Raw genomic sequence first — 21,359 nt, forward strand, 5'->3', positions numbered from 1 at the left:
TCTTACCAAGTCTTCGGAATAAGCCCGGTTTCAGATCTATCCATCCTTGGCTTACTTTTATAGGCAACTCCTTTCCCTGGGGTTAGCCTTACACAGTTCTCAGCTTTCTAAGCCGAGTCGTTTTAATACTTCAGGTGGTGCGCCAGGAAAGCTGGCCATAGGCCTATTACCTACGTAGCCAATATCCGCCATGCCTTCCTCAGTGGTGTAGAAGGCGGTAGATACAAGAACTCGCACCTTGGCAAAGAAACGTGCACCGGCTTGGAATTCTGGCTTCGCGGTACGAGTCCATTTGATATCCTCACAAATGGCAATTTTTTGAGATGCATTCAGCTCGACAAATGGGCCTTGGAACCTGCGCCTGGACTCTCCCTCGAGCCAGACTACCCCTCCGCGAATAGTGACAAGGTCCGCCTTATTGTTGGAATAAGGTGCGCTGACATATTCATTGATGTAATGGTGTGCACCTACTGAAGAAGCGCTCGGGGAAATTTCATCTGCAGGTATAATCACATCGCAAAGCGCTGCGAGCACCGCCAACTCACGCGCATCTAATTGCATTTCCCATGGTACGACGGGGTTAAGCAGATCAGGATCTGTTGGTGTACCCCTGACTAAAGTTTGTTTAGGCGCGTCCAGATCCTTAACCGCTGGTTTCGTTGCCAGTTTGTCTTCCTTCAACTCAACTTTTGGTGCTGCTTTCTCAGAACAACCGATTACCGGAACCGCAGCCGCAGTAGTAGCAATCAAACGCAGGGCATTACGACGGCTCAGGTTTGTTTTATCCTTGCTCATATCAAATGTTCCTCCTTTTAAACTGGTCCACGATGTAGTCACAGGTACGCCAAGCCAGCGCCATAATGGTTAGGGTTGGGTTTTTATCGGCATTGGAAACAAAGGGAGCGCCGTCGGTTAAAAAGAGGTTCGGAACCTCCCAAGACTGGCAGTAAGGATTGAGTACAGAATCTCTTGAGTTGGAGCCCATTCGCGCAGTGCCAACTTCGTGGATAATCGCACCACCGTTGATAATGGCCTTGGCACCATCGGTCTGTACCGTTGTGGTCACATTACCACCCATACCCTCGATAATTTCGGCGAAGGTTTTGTGCATGTGGGCAGCCTGATTGAGTTCCTGGTCGCTCCATCTCCAGTGGAATTTCAGAACCGGGATACCCCACTGGTCAACTTGGTCCTTGTCGATTTCACAGTAACTATCATCATTAGGGATCATTTCCCCACGACCATCGAACCAAACAAAGGAGCCGTAATAGCGCCGGCAGGCCTGTTTCAGATCTTTACCATAGGCACCTTCGGTAAAGTCACCCATACCACCGAAGGCCCCGGCTCCAGGCATACTGCGGCCACCACCGAATTCAATGTGATAACCGCGCGCAAAATTCAGGTCTCCGCGCAACTGCTCTTTATATAGCCACCAGGGCATATACATATGCATTGCCGACGCGCCGTCTTCGTTATGGGCGGGCATATTTTCCAGTGCTGGAATTTGACCACCCACTCCCGCACCCACAGTATCCATCAGGTATTTACCTACAACACCACTGCCGTTGGCGAGACCGTCTGGGAATAAGGTACTTTTTGAGTTGAGAAGAATGCGCGATGTCTCGGCGGCACTGGCCGCGACGACAACGGCGCGGGCACTGGCAAACTTTTCCTGGCGGGTGATTTTATCAATGTAAACCACCCCATTGGCTTTACCTCCCTTATCAACGGTAACTTCGCGCACCATCGCGTCAGTGATGATGTCTAGGTTGCCTGTAGCCAACGCAGGAGGTAGTAGTACTGTGGTGGACTGGAAATTTGCCTTGATGGAACAACCGCGACCACAGGGTGTGGCCCAAAAACAGGCTGCGCGGGATTTCATCGATTCGCGGGTTACATCCTGGGCGAGCTTATTATCGGGGAACAGTTTCTGCGGAATAGCTTCATGGTCGAGGCACTCACTAAGAATCGCCAAGTGTGAGGGGATCACGGGGATACCCAGCTTATCACAAGCTTTTTTCGCTAGCAGTTCATAAGCACGGGGGTTAGGCGGCGGCAATAATACGCCGTCGGAAGAGTCCGGAGTATTTTCCAATCCCTCATTGGTACCGTAGACACCAATAAGCATCTCGGTTTTATCGTAGTAGGGTGCCAGGTCTTGGTAGCTGATGGGCCAGTCAAAGCCGAGCCCATCCCTTGAGTAGGGCTTAAAGTCGTATTCACCCATACGCAGGGAAATACGCCCCCAATGGTTCGTGCGGCCACCCAGCATACGCGCTCGCCACCAGTCAAAACGTCGACCTTTCTCTCGAGATCCCTGGGTATAGGGCTCGCCTGGTACCTGCCAGCCACCATCCACTGTCGCATCGTAAAAACCGAACGGTTTTTCTGGCGTACTACCACCGCGCAGGGGTGCGTCTTTGGGCAAGTTAAACATAGGGGTTTCTTTGACAGGGTCGTAGGATCGCCCCGCTTCAAGCAACAATACCTTTAAACCGGCGGTGGCCAGCACATAGGCAGCCATGCCACCCCCAGCGCCAGAGCCGACTATTAAGGCGTCGTACTCTTTATTCTCGATATCTTCACTCGCCATAACATCTCTCCTGCATGATTATTTATTTTTCTTCTGACCGGTTAAATTCTATCAGTTGGAAATATCCTCCTGTAACCGGTTACATTTATGGGATATTTTTCTGCTTTTTTCGGCGCTAATAAAGTCTAAATGTAAAATTATTAGTGTTGGAGACTGATTTCTTAAAGAAAGTAGGCATTTAAGTACTTATTTCTAGGTTAGGTGAAATTAAAAATATGTAACCGGTTACATTCGAAACTAAATTTTATCAGTTATTTTGATTTAGTTGCGCGGACAGCTCCACCCTCCTGCCAAGCTGCTCAAGCAGCTGCTTAGTTGCCAAGATTCCATGGTCCTCATCTCCCGGCCCTTCAAACTCAATGCCGATATAGCCTCGATAACCCGCATCGCGAATGATCCGTAACATCCGAGCAAAATCCGTATTGATTTCAATTCCCGCTGAATCGAACTCAAAGCTTTTGGCACTGATACCCTGGGCGAACGGCATTAGTTGCTGAACCCCCAAATAGCGATCGTAATCTCCAAAGTTTCCAAAATCCGGCAAGCTGCCACAATTGGACATATCTACACGTTGAAGGACTTGTGACAACCACTCACCGTTCGATGAGTAGCCACCATGGTTCTCAACAATCACGTTAATATTAAAATCCCGGGCGAATTCCGAAAGCGCGCGCAGTCCCTCAACAGCAGCCTTACCCACTTCTTCGCGGCTCCCCTGCCCTGCGGCATTGACACGTACAGAGTGACAATTGAGGTACTTAGCCGCTTCGACCCATTTGTAATGGTTCTCTATGGCCTGCTTTCTCTTGCCTTTATCGGGGTCGCCTAGGTCGCCTTCGCCATCAACCATAATCAACAGGCTGCGAACATTATGGTCTTCTGCTCTAGCCTTCATTGCAGCGAGAAACTTCAAGTCCTTTGCCTGATCCTTAAAGAACTGATTGACATACTCAACCGCTTCAATGCCAAAGACTTTGCGTGTTTTTACTGGAAAGTCCAGAACCTTGAGAGCTCCACTTCGCAGTTGCCGATGCAGGGACCACTGGGCTAAAGAGATTTTGAAAAAGCGTTCACTTGCCGCGCTGTGGCCAAGACGACTGAACCCAATAAAGGGGGCTGCAAGTCCCAAAGCCGCCAGCCTTGCACTATTTGTCAAAAACCGCCTTCTATTGATAGTCATTGCCGCCCTCCTATTTGGGAAACCTCAGCAGCAGATTTTGAGGGAGATTCTGCAGAGAAGCCTTCTTCTCCGTTATCCTTTAAAGAGCGGCGAAAGCCACTGATTGCTCCCCCCAGGTCTTCTCCCATACGACGAATCTTGCCGCTGCCAAACAGTAAAACTGCAAGCACCAGTACTATCAGGATTTGCCAGAGACTGATTCCTGAAATACCCATGAGCTTATAGCTCCCGGATTTTTATATTGCGATACCAAACTTTGTCACCATGATCCTGCAAAGCGATATAGCCGCTTTCAGAGCGTGCGAAATCTGGATAATTCGAAAACTTGCTGCCCGCCAAACGCTTGCCCCAATCCTCTGACCAAAGCTCGTAGCTAACAATCTTGTTGCCGTTCAACCAATGTTCTACCTTTCCGCTCTCTACGCGTATACGAGTTTGGTTAAACTGCCCCGCAGGTTTGACACTCTCTTCACTAGGTGCATACATATCAAACACTGAGCCGGCGCTGTGGCTTGGCTTTTCCAGATTGGGAAATGCAGCATTGTCCAACACCTGGTATTCCATACCACTCATCCAAACTGGCGAATCTCCATCGGCGACACGATAAATAATGCCACTGTTGCCGCCCTCAGAAATTTTCCACTCCAGCTGCAATTCGAAATCCTCGAATTGCTCAGCTGTTACCAGATCCCCAGCCCCTCCGGCAGTTAAGACCAGATTGCCATTAACAACCTGCCAGGCCTCTCCAATTTGTGAGCCATTTGTGCCGGTCCAGCCTTGTAACGTTTCTCCATCAAACAGGTAACGCCACTCTCCGTCCGCTTGTTGGACATTCGATTCGGGCACCCGCTCGCAACCTGCAGCTCCCAGCATCACTGCTGCTGCAATCGCTACGGATAGTTTGGATCTGGCTTTAGTAAGGTTTTTCATCATTATTATCTCCACACCTAACGCTGTAATCTAATCAATACGGCTCTTTTAAGGGCAAGAGTCCATGGGAATCTGCGGCCCTCACTGGTCCGAACAAGGACCTGTACTTTCCCGTTCCACCAGCTCAAAGGGCAAAATAGTCCGGCTGGACTTCAATGGCTTGCCATCGATGATCAATCGCAGCGTTTCCATTGCGTAACGGCCTAACTCCTCTGCGGGCTGGTTGATCGTAGTCAAAGGCGGATCTGTGAATTGTGAGAATTCAATGTTATCGAATCCTGTAACAGACACATCTTCCGGCACCCTGAGGCCCATTCTCTTCACTTGATGCACTGCACCAATTGCCATCTCATCGTTCATACAAAAAATGGCAGTCGGCCGATGAGGGGTCGATAGCAGAGTCTCTGCGCCTTCCCGCCCAGAGGTCATCGTGAATTCCCCGTGAACGACCATTTCAGGATCAAGTTCTAACCCACGTTTTTTTAGCGCCTCGGAAAATCCGGACAGCCTGTCTCGCACTATAGGGCTCTGCGAGGGCCCGGTAATAACCCCGATGCGACGGTGCCCCATCTCCATCAAGTGCCGCGCAACTTCCTGGGCAGCACCATGGTTATCCAACTCCACCACTGGATAACGATCATCTTCTGCTATGCGCTCACAGGCATTCACCAACGGAACAGATGCTGCCAGGTTTGTGTCCTTCTCTGCGAATGGATAGCGACTACCAAGCTGGATAACGCCGTCCGCTTGGTTAGTTAGCGCCATACCTGCATAAAATTGTTCATTGCTGGAATCCCCTTTTGTGTCCCCCAGCAGCACCGAATAGCCTTGGTCCTGAGCAGCTTTCTCAATCCCGCGAATGACCCGGGAAAAGAATGGATTGGCTATATTGGGAACCAAAACCACCACTGCGTATGACTTGCCCGAACTGAAGTTCCGCGCAAGGAGGTTCGGCCGGTAGCCGGCCTCCTCTACAGCCTTTAGCACCCGCTCTCTGGTTCGCGGAGAGACCATCTGCGGATCTTTCAGTGTCCGGGATACGGTCGCGACCGATACGCCGGAGCGGCGAGCAACTTCGCGAATGTTTGACATAATTTCCTGCTAATTACTTATTAGAAGCGAGCTATTTTCGCACAGTCGGATACCATCTACGGATTCCCCACTGAAACGGCGGCTTCTGATTTACTGGCTGCTTGCCTTCGATCCCAAAGCCAAATAAAGGCAAAAATGGGGAGCAGGATAAGTGGCACTACAGCCAGTGACTGGAATGACTCAACAGAAGCGGTGGCTAATACCGCGTCCAACTCATCCCCACTCAGCTTTTCAAAGGCTTCCAAGCCCCCCGCTGCCTCAATCTTGGCATTGTCAAAAATAGCGCCAAGCTTTGGCAGAACAAATTGGATAGACATACCACCGGCAAAACCCAGCAATCCCAGAAACAATGCCCCACCGCGCACAAAACGCTCGGAGACTGTGGCCAGCATAGTGGGCCACATATAACAAACACCAATGCCCCAGACAGTCGCTGCCAAAAATGCGGTTACTGGCGTCCTAGCCATACCCAGGCAATAGAGCCCAATTGCTGCAAGGAGACTGCTTAACCATAGAAGTCCGATAGAAGACAGCTTCTTTGCCAGCCGTCCGGCAAAGTGGCGCATCACAAACATCAACATGCTGACATAAACAAGAATAAGAATACCCTTCATGCCAACAACGCGTGATAGGGTCAGGTCTACCCACTGCCCAGGGGCCAACTCGGTTGCGGCGGTCAGCCACATGCACATCCACAGAAGGATAAACATCGGCTGCTTGAATACCTCTTTAAACATTTCGCCATAACTGATACCGGAAGAAACCCGCTCAGTAACAGGGAAATCAGTTTTAGCCACAAGCCAAGCCATAACAACAGCTGGCAGTGCTAACACGACAAGGTTCAACTGCCAGGGAAGCTCGAGGGCAGAGATTGACAATCCCAGTAATCCTCCAACCACAATACCCGCAGGCCACCAGGCATGTAGTACGTTTAAACGTTGCGTTTTATTTTCTGGGTCGACTGCAGCAACCATAGGATTACTGGCTGCCTCCACGGCACCCCAGCCCAAGCCTGTCAGTAACAGGCCAGCTAGAACCAGACTCTCTACCCCCTCCCCTGGAGTCACCATAGATGCCGCAATAGTAAGCAAACTGCCCAATACATAACCTATAGATGAGAGCATCAACATTCGCTTAATACCCACCAAGTCCACAAGTGCGCTGCCAAATAACAAGGTGAGAGCAAAACCTGTGAAAGTGAAACCCAGGGCTTCACCAAGCATGGCCGTAGAGTTGGCAAGATCAATAGGATCGTAAATGTCGCTTTGGAGGTCACCGGCGATTGAAGCCCTCACAGCAAATCCGAGGCCAATCATAAAAATCGAGAGATTCCCCACAAGAAAGACATTCTTATGCAGGGATTTTGTCTGTGTACTCATCAATCCAGTCTCCGCATGATTTATTGTTATTGGTTATTCACTTGGCTTGGAAAATTTAATCCAATCCTAAAATCCGACGATTTCGCGCGCTATCTGTTTCAGCACCAGCAAAATCATCAAAAGCCTTGCCCGCCACGGTAATCAGGTGATTCTGAATAAATGGTGCGCCCTCACTGGCCCCCTGTTGTTGATCCTTAATGCAGCACTCCCATTCGAGTACCGCCCAGCGGTCGTAACCGTATTGGGTTAAGCGGCTGAAAATCCCGCGAAAGTCCACTTGACCATCGCCCAGGGAACGGAAACGGCCAGGTCTATCAATCCAAGGGGCATAACCGCCATAAACTCCGGCCCTACCACTCGGATGGAATTCAGCATCCTTCACGTGAAACGCCTTGATTCGCTCGTGATAGATGTCGATAAAAGCCAGGTAGTCCATCTGCTGTAAAAGTAAGTGGCTGGGGTCATAGAGGATATTCGCTCTTGGGTGGTCCTCCACTTCGTAGAGAAAACGTTCAAAGGTCAACCCGTCGTGAAGATCTTCACCGGGGTGAAGCTCATAACAAACATCAACTCCAGCACTGTCAAACGCATCCAATATAGGGCGCCACAGCCGACCCAATTCGCGAAAGCCCTCTTCCACCAACATTGCGGGGCGTTGGGGCCAGGGATAAAAAGTATGCCAAAGTAGTGCGCCAGAAAATGTAGCGTGCGACTTAAGCTTTAGGTTGGCACTGGCACGAGCAGCCAATATCAGTTGATTGCTCGCCCACTCAGCGCGGGCTGGCAAGTTGCCTCGTACTTCCTCTGGGGAAAAAATATCCAGCATCTCTTTATATGCTGGATGGGCGGCAACCAGCTGGCCCTGCAAATGCGTGGACAGTTCTGTGATTTCCACTCCCGCCGTCTCACAGATTCCCAAAACATCGTCACAGTAAGCCTGGCTACTGCTGGCTAATTCCAGATCAAAGATGCGCTTGTCCCAAGTGGGAACCTGAATGCCTTTGTAACCCAGGTCCGATGCCCACCGGGCCATAGACTCCAGCGAAGCCGGTTGATCGCTCGGAGGGAGGAACTGGGCGAGAAATATCCCGGGCCCCTGAATTCTGGGTGCCTTCATTTATTCTTATCCTTTTTACTGCTGTACTTATTTACCTCTGCAACCAATCAATCCTTCCTGGGTGATCAGCTTGCACCTTTTGAAAAGCACAATGCTGTCTTTCCAAAAGCGGACTGGCACTGGGCCGACATCGACACCTCCCTGTGTCGTACTAACTGCCGGACTTCCACCCTGCCAGAGGTTCCTAAATTATTTGAAAATGAATTAATAGGATTTAGCGGCTTATTCCCAATAAGGCGCCAGAGCCACCCAAGAAGAATTCGCACGGCTGCTTTCCAATGCACCGCGCACAAACGCCATAGCACGGACACCCGCATCAATATCCCCAACGACAGAACTCTCTTTAATAGGTAATTCTTGCCGGCGGCATCGAACCTGGGCAGCAAAGTCGCGGTAAATATTCGCAAAGGCCTCTATATAACCTTCAGGATGCCCCTGCGGGGTCCGACAAAGAGCTCGGACCTCGTCATCCAGGTATTCACAGTCTGCACCCGCCTTCAAAAGGGCCACTGGCTCCCCCCTGCGCTTTAGCTGCAATTGATTGGGAGATTCCTGCTCCCAGAACAGCGAGCCATATTCGCAATAAACGCTGATATTCAGGTTATTCCCTTCCCCGCCACAGACTTGGCTGGCTGTCAGGGTGCCGCGCGCACCCTGATCTAATTTAAATAGCGCCGCACCATCATCATCCAGAGCCCTTTGGTCGACTACTGATTGCAAGTCCGCACAGACCTCAGAGATACGCTGACCGGTAAAGAATTCGACCAAGTGATGAGCATGGGTACCAATATCAGCAAAACAACCACTTTCCCCCGAGCGTGTGGGATCTGTCCGCCAACTGGCTTGTTTACTTCCGCTGGAGTCGCCAGCCAATGCCAGCCAGCCTTGTGGGTAGGCAACAGTTACCCGGCGGACTTGCCCTAGCTCTCCCCTGGCTAAGATTGCCCTGGCCTGTGTCGCAAGTGGATAAGCCGCATAGGTATGAGTCAAACCATAGAGATGGCCGCTCCGCACGACCTCGTTTTTGAGCGCAAGGGTTTCCTCAAGTGTGGAAGCGGCTGGCTTATCAGAGAGAACATGAAACCCCGCTCGCAGTGCGGCAATAGCAACTGGTAGATGTAAATCATTGGGAGTTACCACAGAGACAAACTCTATGCGCTCATCGATACTACGCTGGGATTCCTCCAGGAACATCTGCTCATAACTCTGATAAACGCGCTCTGGGTTAAGGCCCAACTTCTCTCCACTGCTACGGCTACGCTCGGGATTACTGCTAAAGCATCCCGCCACCAGCTCTATCTCACCGTCGAGGGAAGCTGCCATACGATGGATAGCACCAATAAAGGCACCTTCTCCACCACCGACCATGCCCATTCTTATTTTTGTTCCCATACCACTTCCCATATAGCTGCCTCTGGCAACCAGGTTCTTATTATTTTGGATTTCTAACCGGCCAAGTTTCTTGCCTCGCTATTGGTCCATTTCCTCTTTCACGGACCCTTGCAGCAAAATGTAACCGGTTACATTTTGTTTTTAAGATACAGAAAAAACTCACCGTTGCAAGCAACAGTTTCATTGCATGACGTTTATTTTTCGCCTTAGACCGATGTATTTATGTCCACACCGAACAGAAACCAATCAAATTGATTAAGCCGAAGAGGTTAAAGTTAACGGTGATAGCCTACTTTTCGAGCGAAATCTTCCCAGCACAGCCAGTTGAGCTTGTCGCTCTGCCACTTATTTTCTATGGAATGGCCAACCCCCGAACCTGGGGATAATCCACTATCGGCGCCCGGCTGGGGGTGACAGCTTTTGAGCTTGGACCGCACCCAACTTGCAGCGTCATCGGCGACATTAGCAGCCAAACCCCAATGGTTTGGCCATACCGCGAGAAAGTTTTGTACCCCAAAATCATCTAATTGGTACGGAGTGGGATAATCCAGCTGCACCAATGGATCCCCATCAGGCCCAGGCGCATCGGTTTTCCAGCCAGCATATACCGACCACTGGCAGCCCTGTGCCCAAGCCTCGAACGCCACCATCGCACTGGAAAGGCGCTCAAAAGTTGCACAAAGTAGATCATTCTCTATTTCTGGTGGGATACTCATATCGACAACACCCGCGTTGAACTTGGGAACTTCTGGGTTAAGCGTAAGAATCCAGAGCCCTTCTCCTCCTTCCAGTGGGTGGTACATCACTACCAAGTCGATCAAGAAAGCTGAAACCGGCGGGATATTGGGGCCACGAGCCAAGAGCATATGCAGAGGTCTTACTAACTGGGCATTTTGTATCTGCTCCTCCGCCACACCCAAATGCCGAATTACTTCAGCATTCCCCGCACCACAGGCAGAAATCACCAACTCTGGTTTTACCTCACAAGAGCGACCATCCATATCCAGAGTTACCCGCTCAATTCCTGCCCCGCCAAGCTGGAACGAAGCCAACCTCCCAGGATAGATTTGCTTCCTCAAGGGTTCGCTGATACTGCGATAGGCTGCAGCTCCATCAAAAATAAGATCACCAGGAAATCTGAACCTACGATTTGCTGGCAAATCATCCGGATCAAAGATCTCAGGCAACTCAACTTCCTCAAAGGTAATAGCTGCCCTGGCCCAGTTATCTTTAACAGTTTTTAGAAAGTCTGGAGTCAGCGCTGCATGGAAGTCTGTTATGCGACTATTCACGCCGCTAGTGGCAAGTTCTTTGTGCCAGCGTTGCGCGGCACACCGGTAAATTTCAGCAGCCTGGGGGTTGGCTGCATTCCAACCGGAAGAGAAATATCCATGGAAATGCAGGGATTCGGCGTCACCGAACTCGTCATCGACCAGTATCACCGAATACTCTGGTATCAACTCCCTCATCAGGGTTACTCCCTGAATACCACCTCCTAGGATCAGCACATCAACGGGAATTTCCTGTGACATAGAGTGGCCTACTTATTGTTTTGGCGTGATTGGAGAAGTGATCAACCCTAGTTACTGCAATAGTTACCGCAATGAATTTACGAGGATGCTGTTGGGGTGACCTCAACCTATCTCGTTTGATACCCGCTTACTGCCACTCTTTTATTCAACTATTTTCAATTTTCGGGGATTTTGGGCGCCGTAACCTCGCGAGAGGAGCCACCAAAATGCAAGAACATAAGACAAAAACCCACCCAAGATACAAAGAAGGTACCAAAACCAGACAGGAAACTCGTAGCCCAGTTTAGATAGAATGGAAAACGGCATGTAAATTGGCAGGTTGATCAGGATCGCCCTCCAACTAACCGCCCATGTCAATGCAACTACAGCCGATAGTGATGGTTTTTTATTCACTGTTGCTTCCTTACTACTGCGCTAATGAATAGGCAGACAGTTAAGGTTTCCCTCTTTGTCAATCGGTTTTCCTAAGTTTAGCGGGCAGTGCTGGTCATTCTTGAAGTTATTGTGAAGCTTTGCCCCAAACCAACAATTGATTAATCCGTTCCAGCTTGCCTTCCGTAAAGAGTTTGCCATCGCACAATTGGTACGGTGGAAAGTGATTCAATCCAATGACAAGGAAATGTGAATATGAAGGGTTTGGCAAAAGGTTTGGGGGTTCTTCTATTGGCTTTTGGAGCGCATCTCTCCTGGGCTGATAATGAGTCTGAGCTTGAGACGGTCCCCTACGTGGACGTTTATCAGTACGTTGGCAAGTGGTATGAAATAGCCCGATTGCCACAGATCTTCCAGCCTGCTTGTACAGCAGTCACGGCAGATTATGGTCTCAACGATGATGGCACACTCAGTGTTTTCAATTTTTGCCGAATCCTACACCCAAAGTACGGCTTTCCCATCAGTGTGCAAGGCACCGCTGTCCCTCTAGATGATACAAATAGCAAGCTTGCGGTTTCATTCTTCGATGGGAAAACCAATGGTAACTACTGGGTTCTAGAGCTAGACCCAGCATATCAATGGTCCCTCGTAGGCGACCCCGATCGCAGCAGCCTCTATATTCTGAGTCGCACTCCACAGCTCAATGAGGCCATTGTCGATGAGCTGTTGGAACTGGCTGTCACTAAGCACGGTTACAATATTGACCACATCATAATGACCAAGCAACTTCCAAACTAACAATTACTTAGGGGCACGAGCTGGGCCAACTGTTGCCCAGCTCGACGACTTAATAATTCACTTTAAGATCCAATAAATCTTTATTTATCAAGAAGTTATGTAGTTTATTTAAAGTATATAATCAAATTTTAGTTGAGCGGATTAACCTCAGGTGATCATCAACTAAAGTGCCAGGAGAGGACGCCTGCCATCCAGAGGCCCGGCAGCAGCGCTCCAACCAGTTTCAACAAGTGCCTCCATTAACCTGCTGACTCTCTAGCCTCAGCGCAACCCCGCCCATAAATACCCCCAAAGTGGATACCCGCATCGCCTTCCGATGTCTCAAACTGGCGTGCCAACACCATATCGAAATGTGATCTGACGCCAAAATCACCGGGCATATTGATGATGACCATTCATATTCAGGTTCATGAAATGAGAAAAAATGCCTCAGGTGACAGGTTTAAGGGAAATCTATTTTGCTAATTCGACCGGATTAGGGAAGGATCCATCTCTGATTGGAGGTATTTCATGCCCTTCGGAGCTTTCAGCCTTTATACTTGTCCTAAGCTATAGGTCGCCAAGCCATAAAGGCTGGTCGCCTATGAAGTAGGACGTATAAAGAGACTCCCTATGCTTACCAATCGGATCGCCGCTCTATTTTCCGGCTTCTTGGTCATTGGCCTGCTTTCCACAACCGCTCTGGCAGAGACTGAGCCCCTAGCTCCTGAGAAGGATCAGGGCAGCACTGCCAGGGAGATTGTCGGCAAGCTAGAAATGCTGCACTACAACAAGATCAAGGTCGGAGACGAAATGTCGGAAGACCTTTGGAATGAGTACATCGATGCTCTTGACCCCACCAAAAGCTACTTCCTCGCCTCAGACATCAATGAGTTCCGCGAATGGCAAACCAAACTTGACGACCAGCTGCGCGCTGGCGAAGTCAAAGCGGGCTTCGAGATTTACAACCGTTTCCGTCTTCGCATGGGGGATCGGTTAGACAATATCCTTTCTCAATTAGAGGACGGATTACCGCCGTTCGACTTCGATCGCGATGAATCCCTGGAACTTGACCGCGAGGAGAGCCAGTGGCCCGCCTCCATTAGTGATGCCGATGACCTGTGGCGCAAGCGCCTGAAGAGTAGTGTTCTTAACTTGAGGCTCACAGGTAAAAAGGATGAGGAGATCCGCGACTTACTGGAACGCCGCTACAAAGGCCAGAAAAAGCGTCTTGAGCAGCAAAACAGTAATGATGTGTTCGAGCTCTATATGAACTCACTGACCCGTCTTTACGATCCTCACAGTAACTATTTATCTCCCCGCTCCCTTGAAAACTTCAATATGAGCATGTCGCTGTCCCTTGAGGGTATCGGTGCCGTATTGCAGGCGGATGAGGAATACACCAAAGTGGCCCGCCTGGTAGCCGGTGGCCCCGCTGACCGCACTGGCAAGATCAAGCCAAACGACAAGATCGTGGGTGTTGGCCAGGATAAAGAAGGCGAAATGGTCGATGTTGTTGGCTGGCGCCTGGATGACGTGGTAGACCTGATCCGCGGTAAGGCCGGAACCTTCGTTCGCCTGGAAACCATTCCCACCGGCGGAGATGGCACCCACAGGACCATCCTGATCAAGCGCAGTAAAGTGAAGCTTGAAGATCAGGCTGCCAAGAAAGCCGTGTTTGAATTTTCAGACGGCAAGAAGAGCTACAAGATCGGCGTGATCAACCTGCCGACCTTCTATATAGACTTTGACGCCTATCGTCGTCGCGACCCCAACTACAAGAGCACCACCCGCGATGTGGCCAGGCTGCTCAGCGAGCTGAAAGAGGAAAAGGTCGACGGTATCATTCTCGATCTGCGCAACAATGGCGGCGGCTCCCTGCAGGAAGCCACCATGTTGACCGACCTGTTTATCGATCAGGGCCCGGTGGTTCAAATCCGTCACGCCAACGAGCAGATTTCAAGGCATAACCGCTCCCGCTCCCGCGCCATGTATCGCGGTCCGTTGATGGTATTGATCAACCGCCTATCGGCTTCCGCTTCCGAAATCTTTGCCGGTGCCATTCAGGACTACAATCGCGGCCTGGTGGTCGGTAACCAGTCTTTCGGTAAGGGCACCGTACAAACCATGGCCCCTCTCAAGGAAGGCCAGTTAAAAATCACCCAATCCAAGTTCTACCGCGTATCCGGGGACAGCACTCAGCATGCCGGGGTGAAACCCGATATCCCCATGCCGCAGCTTATCGACGCGGAAAGTGTTGGTGAGAGCGCCTACGATACCGCCCTGCCCTGGGACCGTATCCACGCGGTGCCTCACGCCAAGTACTTTAACCTGAAGACACTGATTCCCAACCTGATCACCAAGCACAATAAGCGCACTGAATCAGACCCGGACTTTGTTTTCCTGCGCGATCAGTTCAAGTTTGAAAGTGAGCGGGCTGACAAAAAGCACCTCTCTCTCAATGAGATGATGCGTGAGCAAGAGCGTGAAAATGTGAACCAACGCCTGCTCTCCATGGAGAACCGCCGCCGCGAAGCTAAAGGTCTTGAACCCTACAAGGATTTCGAGGCATACGAAGAAAGCGAGTCGGAAGAAGTGGCAACTATCGGTGGCCCTGTAGAGATCAAGCTGGAAAAAGATCCAATCTTGAACGAAGCGGGCTATATAATGGCGGACTTTATCGGACTGGCTGACAAGGCCAGCAAGGCCCCGCCGCAAGTAGCCAATTTCTAACAATGTGATGTGCTCTGGGTGAATTACGCTCACCCAGAGCACGCAGCAACAATTTAGGTCGGGCTTGCCCGACCTTTTTCATTTGGGGGAAGAAATGAAAGTCGTTTCCTTTAACGTCAACAGTATTCGTACTCGTCTGCACCAAATGCAGGCTTTAGTAGATAGCCATCAACCCGATATCATTGGTCTTCAGGAGACTAAAGTCACCGATGAAGACTTTCCTGTGGATGCCATCCGCGACCTGGGGTATGAGCTGATCTTTTTTGGCCAAAAAACACACTACGGTGTAGCTCTGCTCTCACGCCTGCCATTTATCGATCGCGAATATGGCTTCCCAACCGATGACGATAGCGCTCAGCGACGTATGGTCATGGGTAAATTCGATATTGGTGGCTCGAAACCCCTCACCGTGATCAACGGTTATTTTCCCCAAGGGGAGAATCGTGAGCACCCGGTAAAATTCCCGGCGAAAGAAAAGTACTACGCAGACCTGGATACCTACCTGCAAACCACCTGCGATCCCGAAGCCCCAGTATTGGTCATTGGCGACATGAACATCTCTCCGAGTGATCTGGATATCGGTATCGGCGAGCCCAATCGCAAGCGCTGGCTGCGCGACGGTAAATGCAGCTTCCTTCCAGAGGAGCGCGAGTGGTTGCAAAAGATTGAGGCCTGGGGCCTGGCGGATACCTTCCGTAGGATGAATCCCGAAACAGATGATGTATTCAGCTGGTTTGACTATCGCAGCAAGGGCTTTGACCGTGAACCAAAGCGTGGACTGCGGATTGACTTGATCATGGCCACTAGTCCACTGATGGAGCGCTGCGTGGCCACAGGTGTGGATTATGACATTCGCGCTATGGAGCGCCCCTCAGACCATGCACCGGTCTGGGCGGAATTTAAGCTCTGAGCATTTAGAAATAACCGGGACCCACTCCCGGTTTTTTTAGTCCTTTGAATATTCGATTTTCCATATATAATGCCGACTAGGTCGAACGGTATACCGTTCTGGAGCACTCCTATGAAGAGGCGCATCCTGTTTATCTGCTCGGGAAATTCAGCCCGCTCTTTAATAGCTGAGGCCTTATTGCGGCATTACGGTGGAGAATTCTTCGAGGTAGTCAGTGCAGGGACAGACCCCACACCAGTGGATGTCCGGGCTATCAGAGCACTCCAGCGTTTCGGCATCCCGATCAAAGGGCTTTACTCCAAAAGTTTGCAGGAGGTTTCCGACCAAGACTTTGACTTGGTCATTACCCTGTGCAACAAGAGCCACAGGGAGTATGTACCCGACGCAGGACATGGCAAGTTGATATCCTGGGATTTTGAAGATCCAGCCAGCCGCCACTGCTTTCGGCCCTTTTATACAACGGTGCTGGAGTTGAGCACCCGCATCAAGCTATTTGTGCTGGTATACACCAAAGCTGCGAAAGCGGCATAACCGAAAATTGGGGAAAACCTTGAACCCAGTTCAGTTTTACAAGTGTCTGGCAGATGAAACCCGCCTGCGCACATTACTTTTGATCTCCCATGAGGAGGAGCTTTGTGTGTGCGAACTCACTGCCGCTATGGGGTTGAGCCAGCCCAAAATTTCCCGTCACTTGGCCCTACTCCGCGGTGCCGATCTGTTGCAGGATCGCCGCCAGGGGCAGTGGGTTTTCTACCGTATTAATCCAGCTTTGGGGAACTGGGCCAAATCGATCCTTCAGGATACTCTTCAGGCAAATAGGCACTTTATTGAGGAGGATCTGCACAACCTGATCCAGATGGGGGACAGGCCCCAAAGGGCCACCTTGTGCTGCTAGGCCGTGCAGGCATCAGATTCCCAACAGGTAATTACATCAAATCGCTGTAAAAATTTATCTAGATATATGCGTTTTTTCATATGTCGAGATTACTTAGGAGATACAAAATGGCTATTAAAGTCGGAATCAATGGATTTGGTCGTATCGGTCGACTTGTTCTGCGTGCAGCTTGGGACTGGCCTGAAATTGAATTCATTCATATCAATGATCCCGCGGGAGATGCCCCAACCCTCGCTCACCTGCTTAATTTTGATTCTGTTCATGGGCGCTGGCAGCACAATGCAGAAGCCAGTGACAACACCATCACCGTTGATGGTCGGGAAATAAGCTGCAGCCACAATCTTGCCATTGCCGATACCGATTGGAGTGCTTGTGACCTTGTCATCGAGGCTTCCGGTAAAATGAAGACCAGCGCTGCTTTGGAGGATTACCTAAAGCAGGGCGTAAAAAGAGTATTGGTTTCGGCTCCAGTGAAAGAAGCCGGGGTGCCAAATATTGTTTTGGGGGTGAACCAACATATTTACGATCCCGCCAAACACCGAATCATTACTGCCGCTTCTTGCACAACCAACTGCTTGGCCCCAGTAGTAAAAGTGATACACGAAAACCTGGGCATCAAGCATGGTTCCATCACCACAATCCACGATATCACCAACACCCAGACAATCCTTGATGCGCCCCATGCAGATCTGCGCCGCGCAAGAGCCTGTGGAGCCAGTCTGATACCCACTACTACCGGCTCAGCTACAGCAATCACCGCCATCTTCCCAGAGTTGACTGGTAAGCTGAACGGCCATGCCGTACGAGTCCCGCTGGCCAATGCCTCCCTGACTGATTGTGTTTTCGAAGTAGAACGGGAAACAACTGTAGATGAGGTTAATGACCTTCTGAAAACCGCAGCAGAGGGTGAGCTGAAAGATATCCTCGGTTATGAAGAGCGCCCGCTGGTCTCTGTGGACTATAAAACTGACCCCCGCTCCAGCATCGTAGATGCTCTCTCCACCATGGTAATTAATGGCTCGCAGGTGAAAATTTATACCTGGTATGACAACGAGTGGGGCTATGCAAATCGCACTGCGGAACTGGCCCGCCTAGTCGGCACTATGGACCAATAAATTTTTGCCCAATTAATTCTCAAATAAGGCTGGCCTGGTCTCCAGGCCAGATAGCGCCCAAGCAGTAAGAGTTAAGAAAAGCCAATGCAGTTTTTATCCACCCTTTCACCCTCGGTACGCCAGTATTTATTGGTGACTGGCAACTATTGGTCTTTTACCTTGACCGATGGTGCATTGCGCATGCTGGTGCTACTGCATTTTCACACCCTGGGTTACAGCCCACTAGAAATAGCCTTCCTGTTTCTTTTTTATGAAATTTTTGGGGTTGTGACCAATCTAGTGGGCGGGTGGCTCGGCGCACGCCTGGGTCTCAATCGTACAATGAATATCGGTTTGACCTTACAGGTATGCGCCCTGGCCATGCTGCTGGTTCCATCCAGCTATCTCAGTGTGCCCTGGGTTATGGCCGCTCAGGGCATCTCGGGCATTGCCAAAGACCTGAACAAAATGAGTGCAAAAAGCTCGATCAAACTCTTACTACCCAGCAATGCTCAAGGGGCTCTATATCACTGGATTGCCCTGCTGACCGGTTCCAAGAACGCTCTCAAAGGAATTGGCTTCTTTATGGGGGGAGCGCTACTTGCGCTAATGGGATTTCGCGGGGCCGTATTATTGATGGCAATAGCTCTCGCCGTGGTGTTGCTATTGAGCAAGAAATTTTTGCGAGCAAATCTGGGCAAGGCGAAAGCAAAAGCCCGCTTCAAGGACGTATTCTCCAAGAGTCGTTCGGTGAATATTCTTGCTGCCGCCAGGTTATTCCTATTTGCTTCACGCGATGCTTGGTTTGTAATCGCCCTGCCCGTTTTCCTTGCAAGCCAGTTTAACTGGAGCCACTGGCAGGTTGGTGCCTTTCTGGCTAGCTGGATCATCGGCTATGGAGCTGTGCAGGCCATTGCCCCCAAAATCACCGCGAGTTTTTCTCCAAAAGTTCCCGATGGGCGGACAGCCCTACTCTGGGGAGGAGGGTTGACTCTGATACCCGCCCTTATTGCCCTCGCACTATATGCAGGCTTTCACCCACAGCTCAGTATACTTCTGGGCCTAATGGTCTTTGCGGTGTTATTTGCCGTTAACTCTTCGGTACACAGTTACTTGATCGTTGCCTATGCCAGAGACGATGGAGTTTCGATGGATGTGGGCTTTTACTATATGGCCAATGCCATGGGGCGTCTGGGTGGAACTTTACTATCCGGTTGGGTGTTCCAAACTGCCGGATTGCAAGCCTGTTTGTTGGTATCCACCGTCTTATTGCTTCTAGCCACACTTGTTTCTCTCGCCTTGCCCAAACATAAAGAGGAAGGAAATTCGATAGTCAATGCAGTAGCTTGAACAGATACCGGATTATAGGCGCTCAATAAAAAGTAATACCGACGACTTCTTCTCAGCTATGGGGTGAAACTCCCCCGGGGGATCACAACCTAGCAACAATAGGAGGGAGCAGGAACACAATATCCAGCAGAAACAACTTCGCATAAGTTACCACTTAGGACCCTGGAACAAACCGGCAGTCCAGTTATGACTCAGTGTCAAAAGGCCCAGAGTATCCAAAAGGTCAGGCCAGTTTTACGGGCAGAAGATTAAAGAACTGAAAGCCAAACATCCATGCCAAATTGGTACCAAATCCTGCCATCCAGCAATAGCCAAGGTGCCCCAGCTCCATGCACACTAACGTCCCAATAATGAGACGATTTAGTCACCCGTAGAGATATCTCTTCCACGTGTACATAAGTCAATGGCTGGAACTATTTCGTAGCCAAGCGCTAATGCCAGCCTCAATACCTTTTCCAGGGCAGCCATACGTTTAGGATCAGTGCCTGTCACATGGGCGTGGCTGATCAAAGTTACAAAGCCATTGGTCTGTGCAACATTCCTGATTACCTGGCACCAGTAATCGGATAGGAGTTGCGGATTGCTTAAACCATTGTCGGCAAGACGATAGTGAACAGCATCCACCATAAACCACTGCCAGGAAATACAGACCAGGCCATTTTCCTGTTGCTGGATTTTGTCACCAGTGAATCCGCTTACATCATTCGGGAGGCACTTGGGTAGAGCGGTTTCCACACTAGAGTCATAAATAAAATCATAATCAGCAAGTATCTGTCGGGTAAATGGCCCCACTTTGCCACCGGGTGCCCTAAAGCCAAAAGGCTGGATGCCACGCAACTGTAGAACTTTTAAACCATCATGAATGGATTGACGGGCTGCTCGCTGATCCAAGCTGGCAAAGTGCTCATGAGTCCAACCGTGCAGGCCTATCTCATGACCCCCGTTGTGGATATTCTCAATGATCGCCCCATAGTGTAGAGCACTCCACCCTTCTACGAAAAAGGTCGCCCGTATTTGCAAGCGATCCAACAGCTGTAAAACTTGCGGAAATCCAATAGTGATCTCTGGGGCTTCCCAATCTGGAACAGCGGACTTCTTAAGAAACATGTTTCTAGCTTCGCCAAGATTGTCAAAGGTCAAACAAAGTACCCTGGATTTATGGCTTTTAATCTCTGAATCCATATCAGAGACCACTGGATTCACTGGCATGTTTTTTCAGCTTCAGAAGGAGTGGTTATTTCACTTTTTACCGGTAGTCATTCGCACCAGGGTTCGGTCTTTCTTGATAAAGTGATGGTAGAGAGCGGCCAAAACATGACCAAGAATAAGCAGCCAAACCAACCACTCCCCCAGAACTTCTTTGTGAATGAAATCGATAGGTTCCTCGAACTGCTTGAAGGTCAGACCCATTTTATTTTGAACAATGCTTGTAAAAAGCGATGTGTCAGCAAATTGAGGGATTTCAAACAGGAAAAAGTACTCGGTATTCACCCCTGTACCCAGATATCCGGTTAGTGGTGCAATAATCATGATTAGATATAATAGGAAGTGACCCGTATGGGCAGCAAAGTGCTCTAACTTAGAGCCCGGCTCTAGCCTGGGTGTAGGATTGGTAAGGCGCCAGAAAATTCGCAACAATACAAACGCCCCAATGGTTATCCCAATAGATAAATGAAGCTGTAGTGCAGTCCAGTTTTCAGGCGTATCTTCCTCGGTAAACCATTTGAGATAATAGACGCTGACATAAGATCCCAGAAACAAGAAGGCTATGATCCAATGAAGCCATTTAGCGACGGTTCCATATTCATATATAGTATTTCTGGCGCCCATAGAATAGCCTTCTTCTGAATATTTCTATTTACAACACTATCAATCTAAAGATTACACGGACTCCTATTATAAGATATTGGCCAGGAGTGCTTGGGCACTAGGGATGTTATCGATAGGCTTTTGTGGATCTCCCCCCCAACCTTCTGTTTAAAGTAACTTATATGCTTATATCTTATGGGGAAA

20 protein-coding genes are annotated in these 21,359 nt (G+C 49.9%); 7 read left to right on the top strand and 13 right to left on the bottom strand.

The features are described from left to right. Window positions 1–99: 99 nt before the first annotated feature. From FIU95_RS09905 to FIU95_RS09950, 10 genes are all read right to left on the bottom strand, one after another. Window positions 100–795 carry a gluconate 2-dehydrogenase subunit 3 family protein gene (locus tag FIU95_RS09905; protein WP_152453617.1) on the bottom strand — a complete coding sequence of 232 codons (696 nt, stop codon included), beginning with the start codon at window positions 793–795 and terminating at the stop codon, window positions 100–102. A 1-nt stretch (window position 796) separates the two neighbouring features. Then, window positions 797–2,593, bottom strand: a complete 1,797-nt coding sequence (locus tag FIU95_RS09910; RefSeq protein ID WP_152453618.1) for a GMC oxidoreductase — start codon at window positions 2,591–2,593, stop codon at window positions 797–799. Window positions 2,594–2,840: 247 nt separating this feature from the next. Continuing rightward, the gene (locus tag FIU95_RS09915; protein ID WP_172975367.1) at window positions 2,841–3,773 is read right to left on the bottom strand and encodes a sugar phosphate isomerase/epimerase; all 933 of its coding nucleotides are present in this window, start codon (window positions 3,771–3,773) and stop codon (window positions 2,841–2,843) included. Beyond that, complete coding sequence (gene tatA / locus FIU95_RS09920; RefSeq protein WP_152453619.1) at window positions 3,770–3,988, bottom strand: twin-arginine translocase TatA/TatE family subunit; 219 nt, start codon at window positions 3,986–3,988, stop codon at window positions 3,770–3,772. Before tatA ends, FIU95_RS09915 begins: the two co-directional genes overlap by 4 nt. Window positions 3,989–3,992: 4 nt before the next feature. Further along, entirely contained in the window at window positions 3,993–4,706 is a 714-nt protein-coding gene (locus FIU95_RS09925) for a DUF1080 domain-containing protein (protein ID WP_152453620.1), read from the bottom strand. A gap of 78 nt (window positions 4,707–4,784) precedes the next feature. After that, window positions 4,785–5,795: a LacI family DNA-binding transcriptional regulator gene (locus FIU95_RS09930; RefSeq protein ID WP_152453621.1), complete on the bottom strand. Its 1,011-nt coding sequence runs from the start codon at window positions 5,793–5,795 to the stop codon at window positions 4,785–4,787. Window positions 5,796–5,851: 56 nt separating this feature from the next. After that, window positions 5,852–7,174, bottom strand: a complete 1,323-nt coding sequence (locus FIU95_RS09935) for a sugar MFS transporter (protein ID WP_152453622.1) — start codon at window positions 7,172–7,174, stop codon at window positions 5,852–5,854. Between the two features lie 55 nt (window positions 7,175–7,229). Beyond that, complete coding sequence (locus FIU95_RS09940; protein WP_152453623.1) at window positions 7,230–8,291, bottom strand: sugar phosphate isomerase/epimerase; 1,062 nt, start codon at window positions 8,289–8,291, stop codon at window positions 7,230–7,232. Between the two features lie 222 nt (window positions 8,292–8,513). After that, complete coding sequence (locus FIU95_RS09945) at window positions 8,514–9,683, bottom strand: Gfo/Idh/MocA family protein (RefSeq protein ID WP_253868546.1); 1,170 nt, start codon at window positions 9,681–9,683, stop codon at window positions 8,514–8,516. A gap of 275 nt (window positions 9,684–9,958) precedes the next feature. Next, a complete protein-coding gene (locus tag FIU95_RS09950) occupies window positions 9,959–11,215 on the bottom strand; it encodes an FAD-dependent oxidoreductase (RefSeq protein ID WP_152453625.1) in 1,257 nt (418 codons plus the stop codon). 627 nt (window positions 11,216–11,842) lie between these two features. Between FIU95_RS09950 and FIU95_RS09955 the strand changes: the two genes are divergently transcribed. Continuing rightward, complete coding sequence (locus tag FIU95_RS09955; protein ID WP_152453626.1) at window positions 11,843–12,385, top strand: lipocalin family protein; 543 nt, start codon at window positions 11,843–11,845, stop codon at window positions 12,383–12,385. Between the two features lie 239 nt (window positions 12,386–12,624). Here FIU95_RS09955 and FIU95_RS21125 read toward each other — a convergent pair whose 3' ends face one another. Then, a complete protein-coding gene (locus FIU95_RS21125; protein ID WP_172975368.1) occupies window positions 12,625–12,780 on the bottom strand; it encodes a hypothetical protein in 156 nt (51 codons plus the stop codon). A gap of 217 nt (window positions 12,781–12,997) precedes the next feature. Here FIU95_RS21125 and FIU95_RS09960 point away from each other — a divergent pair, with 217 nt between their 5' ends. From FIU95_RS09960 to arsJ, 6 genes are all read left to right on the top strand, one after another. Continuing rightward, the gene (locus FIU95_RS09960; protein ID WP_152453627.1) at window positions 12,998–15,097 is read left to right on the top strand and encodes a carboxy terminal-processing peptidase; all 2,100 of its coding nucleotides are present in this window, start codon (window positions 12,998–13,000) and stop codon (window positions 15,095–15,097) included. Between the two features lie 94 nt (window positions 15,098–15,191). Beyond that, window positions 15,192–16,007, top strand: a complete 816-nt coding sequence (gene xthA, locus FIU95_RS09965) for an exodeoxyribonuclease III (RefSeq protein WP_152453628.1) — start codon at window positions 15,192–15,194, stop codon at window positions 16,005–16,007. 111 nt (window positions 16,008–16,118) lie between these two features. Then, complete coding sequence (locus FIU95_RS09970) at window positions 16,119–16,538, top strand: arsenate reductase ArsC (RefSeq protein WP_152453629.1); 420 nt, start codon at window positions 16,119–16,121, stop codon at window positions 16,536–16,538. 19 nt (window positions 16,539–16,557) lie between these two features. After that, a complete protein-coding gene (locus tag FIU95_RS09975) occupies window positions 16,558–16,902 on the top strand; it encodes a metalloregulator ArsR/SmtB family transcription factor (protein ID WP_152453630.1) in 345 nt (114 codons plus the stop codon). 107 nt (window positions 16,903–17,009) lie between these two features. Further along, the gene (locus tag FIU95_RS09980) at window positions 17,010–18,017 is read left to right on the top strand and encodes an ArsJ-associated glyceraldehyde-3-phosphate dehydrogenase (protein WP_152453631.1); all 1,008 of its coding nucleotides are present in this window, start codon (window positions 17,010–17,012) and stop codon (window positions 18,015–18,017) included. Window positions 18,018–18,101: 84 nt separating this feature from the next. Further along, window positions 18,102–19,346 (top strand): organoarsenical effux MFS transporter ArsJ, encoded by a 1,245-nt coding sequence (gene arsJ / locus FIU95_RS09985; protein ID WP_152453632.1) that lies wholly within the window; start codon window positions 18,102–18,104, stop codon window positions 19,344–19,346. Window positions 19,347–19,706: 360 nt separating this feature from the next. Here arsJ and FIU95_RS09990 read toward each other — a convergent pair whose 3' ends face one another. Both FIU95_RS09990 and FIU95_RS09995 read right to left on the bottom strand, forming a co-directional pair. Continuing rightward, window positions 19,707–20,555 (bottom strand): polysaccharide deacetylase family protein, encoded by an 849-nt coding sequence (locus FIU95_RS09990; protein WP_152453633.1) that lies wholly within the window; start codon window positions 20,553–20,555, stop codon window positions 19,707–19,709. 30 nt (window positions 20,556–20,585) lie between these two features. Then, window positions 20,586–21,176 carry a cytochrome b gene (locus FIU95_RS09995; RefSeq protein ID WP_152453634.1) on the bottom strand — a complete coding sequence of 197 codons (591 nt, stop codon included), beginning with the start codon at window positions 21,174–21,176 and terminating at the stop codon, window positions 20,586–20,588. Between the last annotated feature and the right edge of the window lie 183 nt (window positions 21,177–21,359).

Origin of the sequence: Microbulbifer sp. THAF38 (genome assembly GCF_009363535.1) — a bacterium.
Taxonomy (GTDB): Bacteria; Pseudomonadota; Gammaproteobacteria; order Pseudomonadales; family Cellvibrionaceae; genus Microbulbifer.

What these genes read in the sequence shown, in the direction of transcription:
- FIU95_RS09905 (WP_152453617.1), bottom strand. Translation starts at nt 795, where the DNA reads ATGAGCAAGGATAAAACAAACCTGAGCCGTCGTAATGCCCTGCGTTTG.
- FIU95_RS09910 (WP_152453618.1), bottom strand. Translation starts at nt 2,593, where the DNA reads ATGGCGAGTGAAGATATCGAGAATAAAGAGTACGACGCCTTAATAGTC.
- FIU95_RS09915 (WP_172975367.1), bottom strand. Translation starts at nt 3,773, where the DNA reads ATGACTATCAATAGAAGGCGGTTTTTGACAAATAGTGCAAGGCTGGCG.
- tatA (WP_152453619.1), bottom strand. Translation starts at nt 3,988, where the DNA reads ATGGGTATTTCAGGAATCAGTCTCTGGCAAATCCTGATAGTACTGGTG.
- FIU95_RS09925 (WP_152453620.1), bottom strand. Translation starts at nt 4,706, where the DNA reads ATGATGAAAAACCTTACTAAAGCCAGATCCAAACTATCCGTAGCGATT.
- FIU95_RS09930 (WP_152453621.1), bottom strand. Translation starts at nt 5,795, where the DNA reads ATGTCAAACATTCGCGAAGTTGCTCGCCGCTCCGGCGTATCGGTCGCG.
- FIU95_RS09935 (WP_152453622.1), bottom strand. Translation starts at nt 7,174, where the DNA reads ATGAGTACACAGACAAAATCCCTGCATAAGAATGTCTTTCTTGTGGGG.
- FIU95_RS09940 (WP_152453623.1), bottom strand. Translation starts at nt 8,291, where the DNA reads ATGAAGGCACCCAGAATTCAGGGGCCCGGGATATTTCTCGCCCAGTTC.
- FIU95_RS09945 (WP_253868546.1), bottom strand. Translation starts at nt 9,683, where the DNA reads ATGGGAACAAAAATAAGAATGGGCATGGTCGGTGGTGGAGAAGGTGCC.
- FIU95_RS09950 (WP_152453625.1), bottom strand. Translation starts at nt 11,215, where the DNA reads ATGTCACAGGAAATTCCCGTTGATGTGCTGATCCTAGGAGGTGGTATT.
- FIU95_RS09955 (WP_152453626.1), top strand. Translation starts at nt 11,843, where the DNA reads ATGAAGGGTTTGGCAAAAGGTTTGGGGGTTCTTCTATTGGCTTTTGGA.
- FIU95_RS21125 (WP_172975368.1), bottom strand. Translation starts at nt 12,780, where the DNA reads ATGGTCATCATCAATATGCCCGGTGATTTTGGCGTCAGATCACATTTC.
- FIU95_RS09960 (WP_152453627.1), top strand. Translation starts at nt 12,998, where the DNA reads ATGCTTACCAATCGGATCGCCGCTCTATTTTCCGGCTTCTTGGTCATT.
- xthA (WP_152453628.1), top strand. Translation starts at nt 15,192, where the DNA reads ATGAAAGTCGTTTCCTTTAACGTCAACAGTATTCGTACTCGTCTGCAC.
- FIU95_RS09970 (WP_152453629.1), top strand. Translation starts at nt 16,119, where the DNA reads ATGAAGAGGCGCATCCTGTTTATCTGCTCGGGAAATTCAGCCCGCTCT.
- FIU95_RS09980 (WP_152453631.1), top strand. Translation starts at nt 17,010, where the DNA reads ATGGCTATTAAAGTCGGAATCAATGGATTTGGTCGTATCGGTCGACTT.
- arsJ (WP_152453632.1), top strand. Translation starts at nt 18,102, where the DNA reads ATGCAGTTTTTATCCACCCTTTCACCCTCGGTACGCCAGTATTTATTG.
- FIU95_RS09990 (WP_152453633.1), bottom strand. Translation starts at nt 20,555, where the DNA reads ATGCCAGTGAATCCAGTGGTCTCTGATATGGATTCAGAGATTAAAAGC.
- FIU95_RS09995 (WP_152453634.1), bottom strand. Translation starts at nt 21,176, where the DNA reads ATGGGCGCCAGAAATACTATATATGAATATGGAACCGTCGCTAAATGG.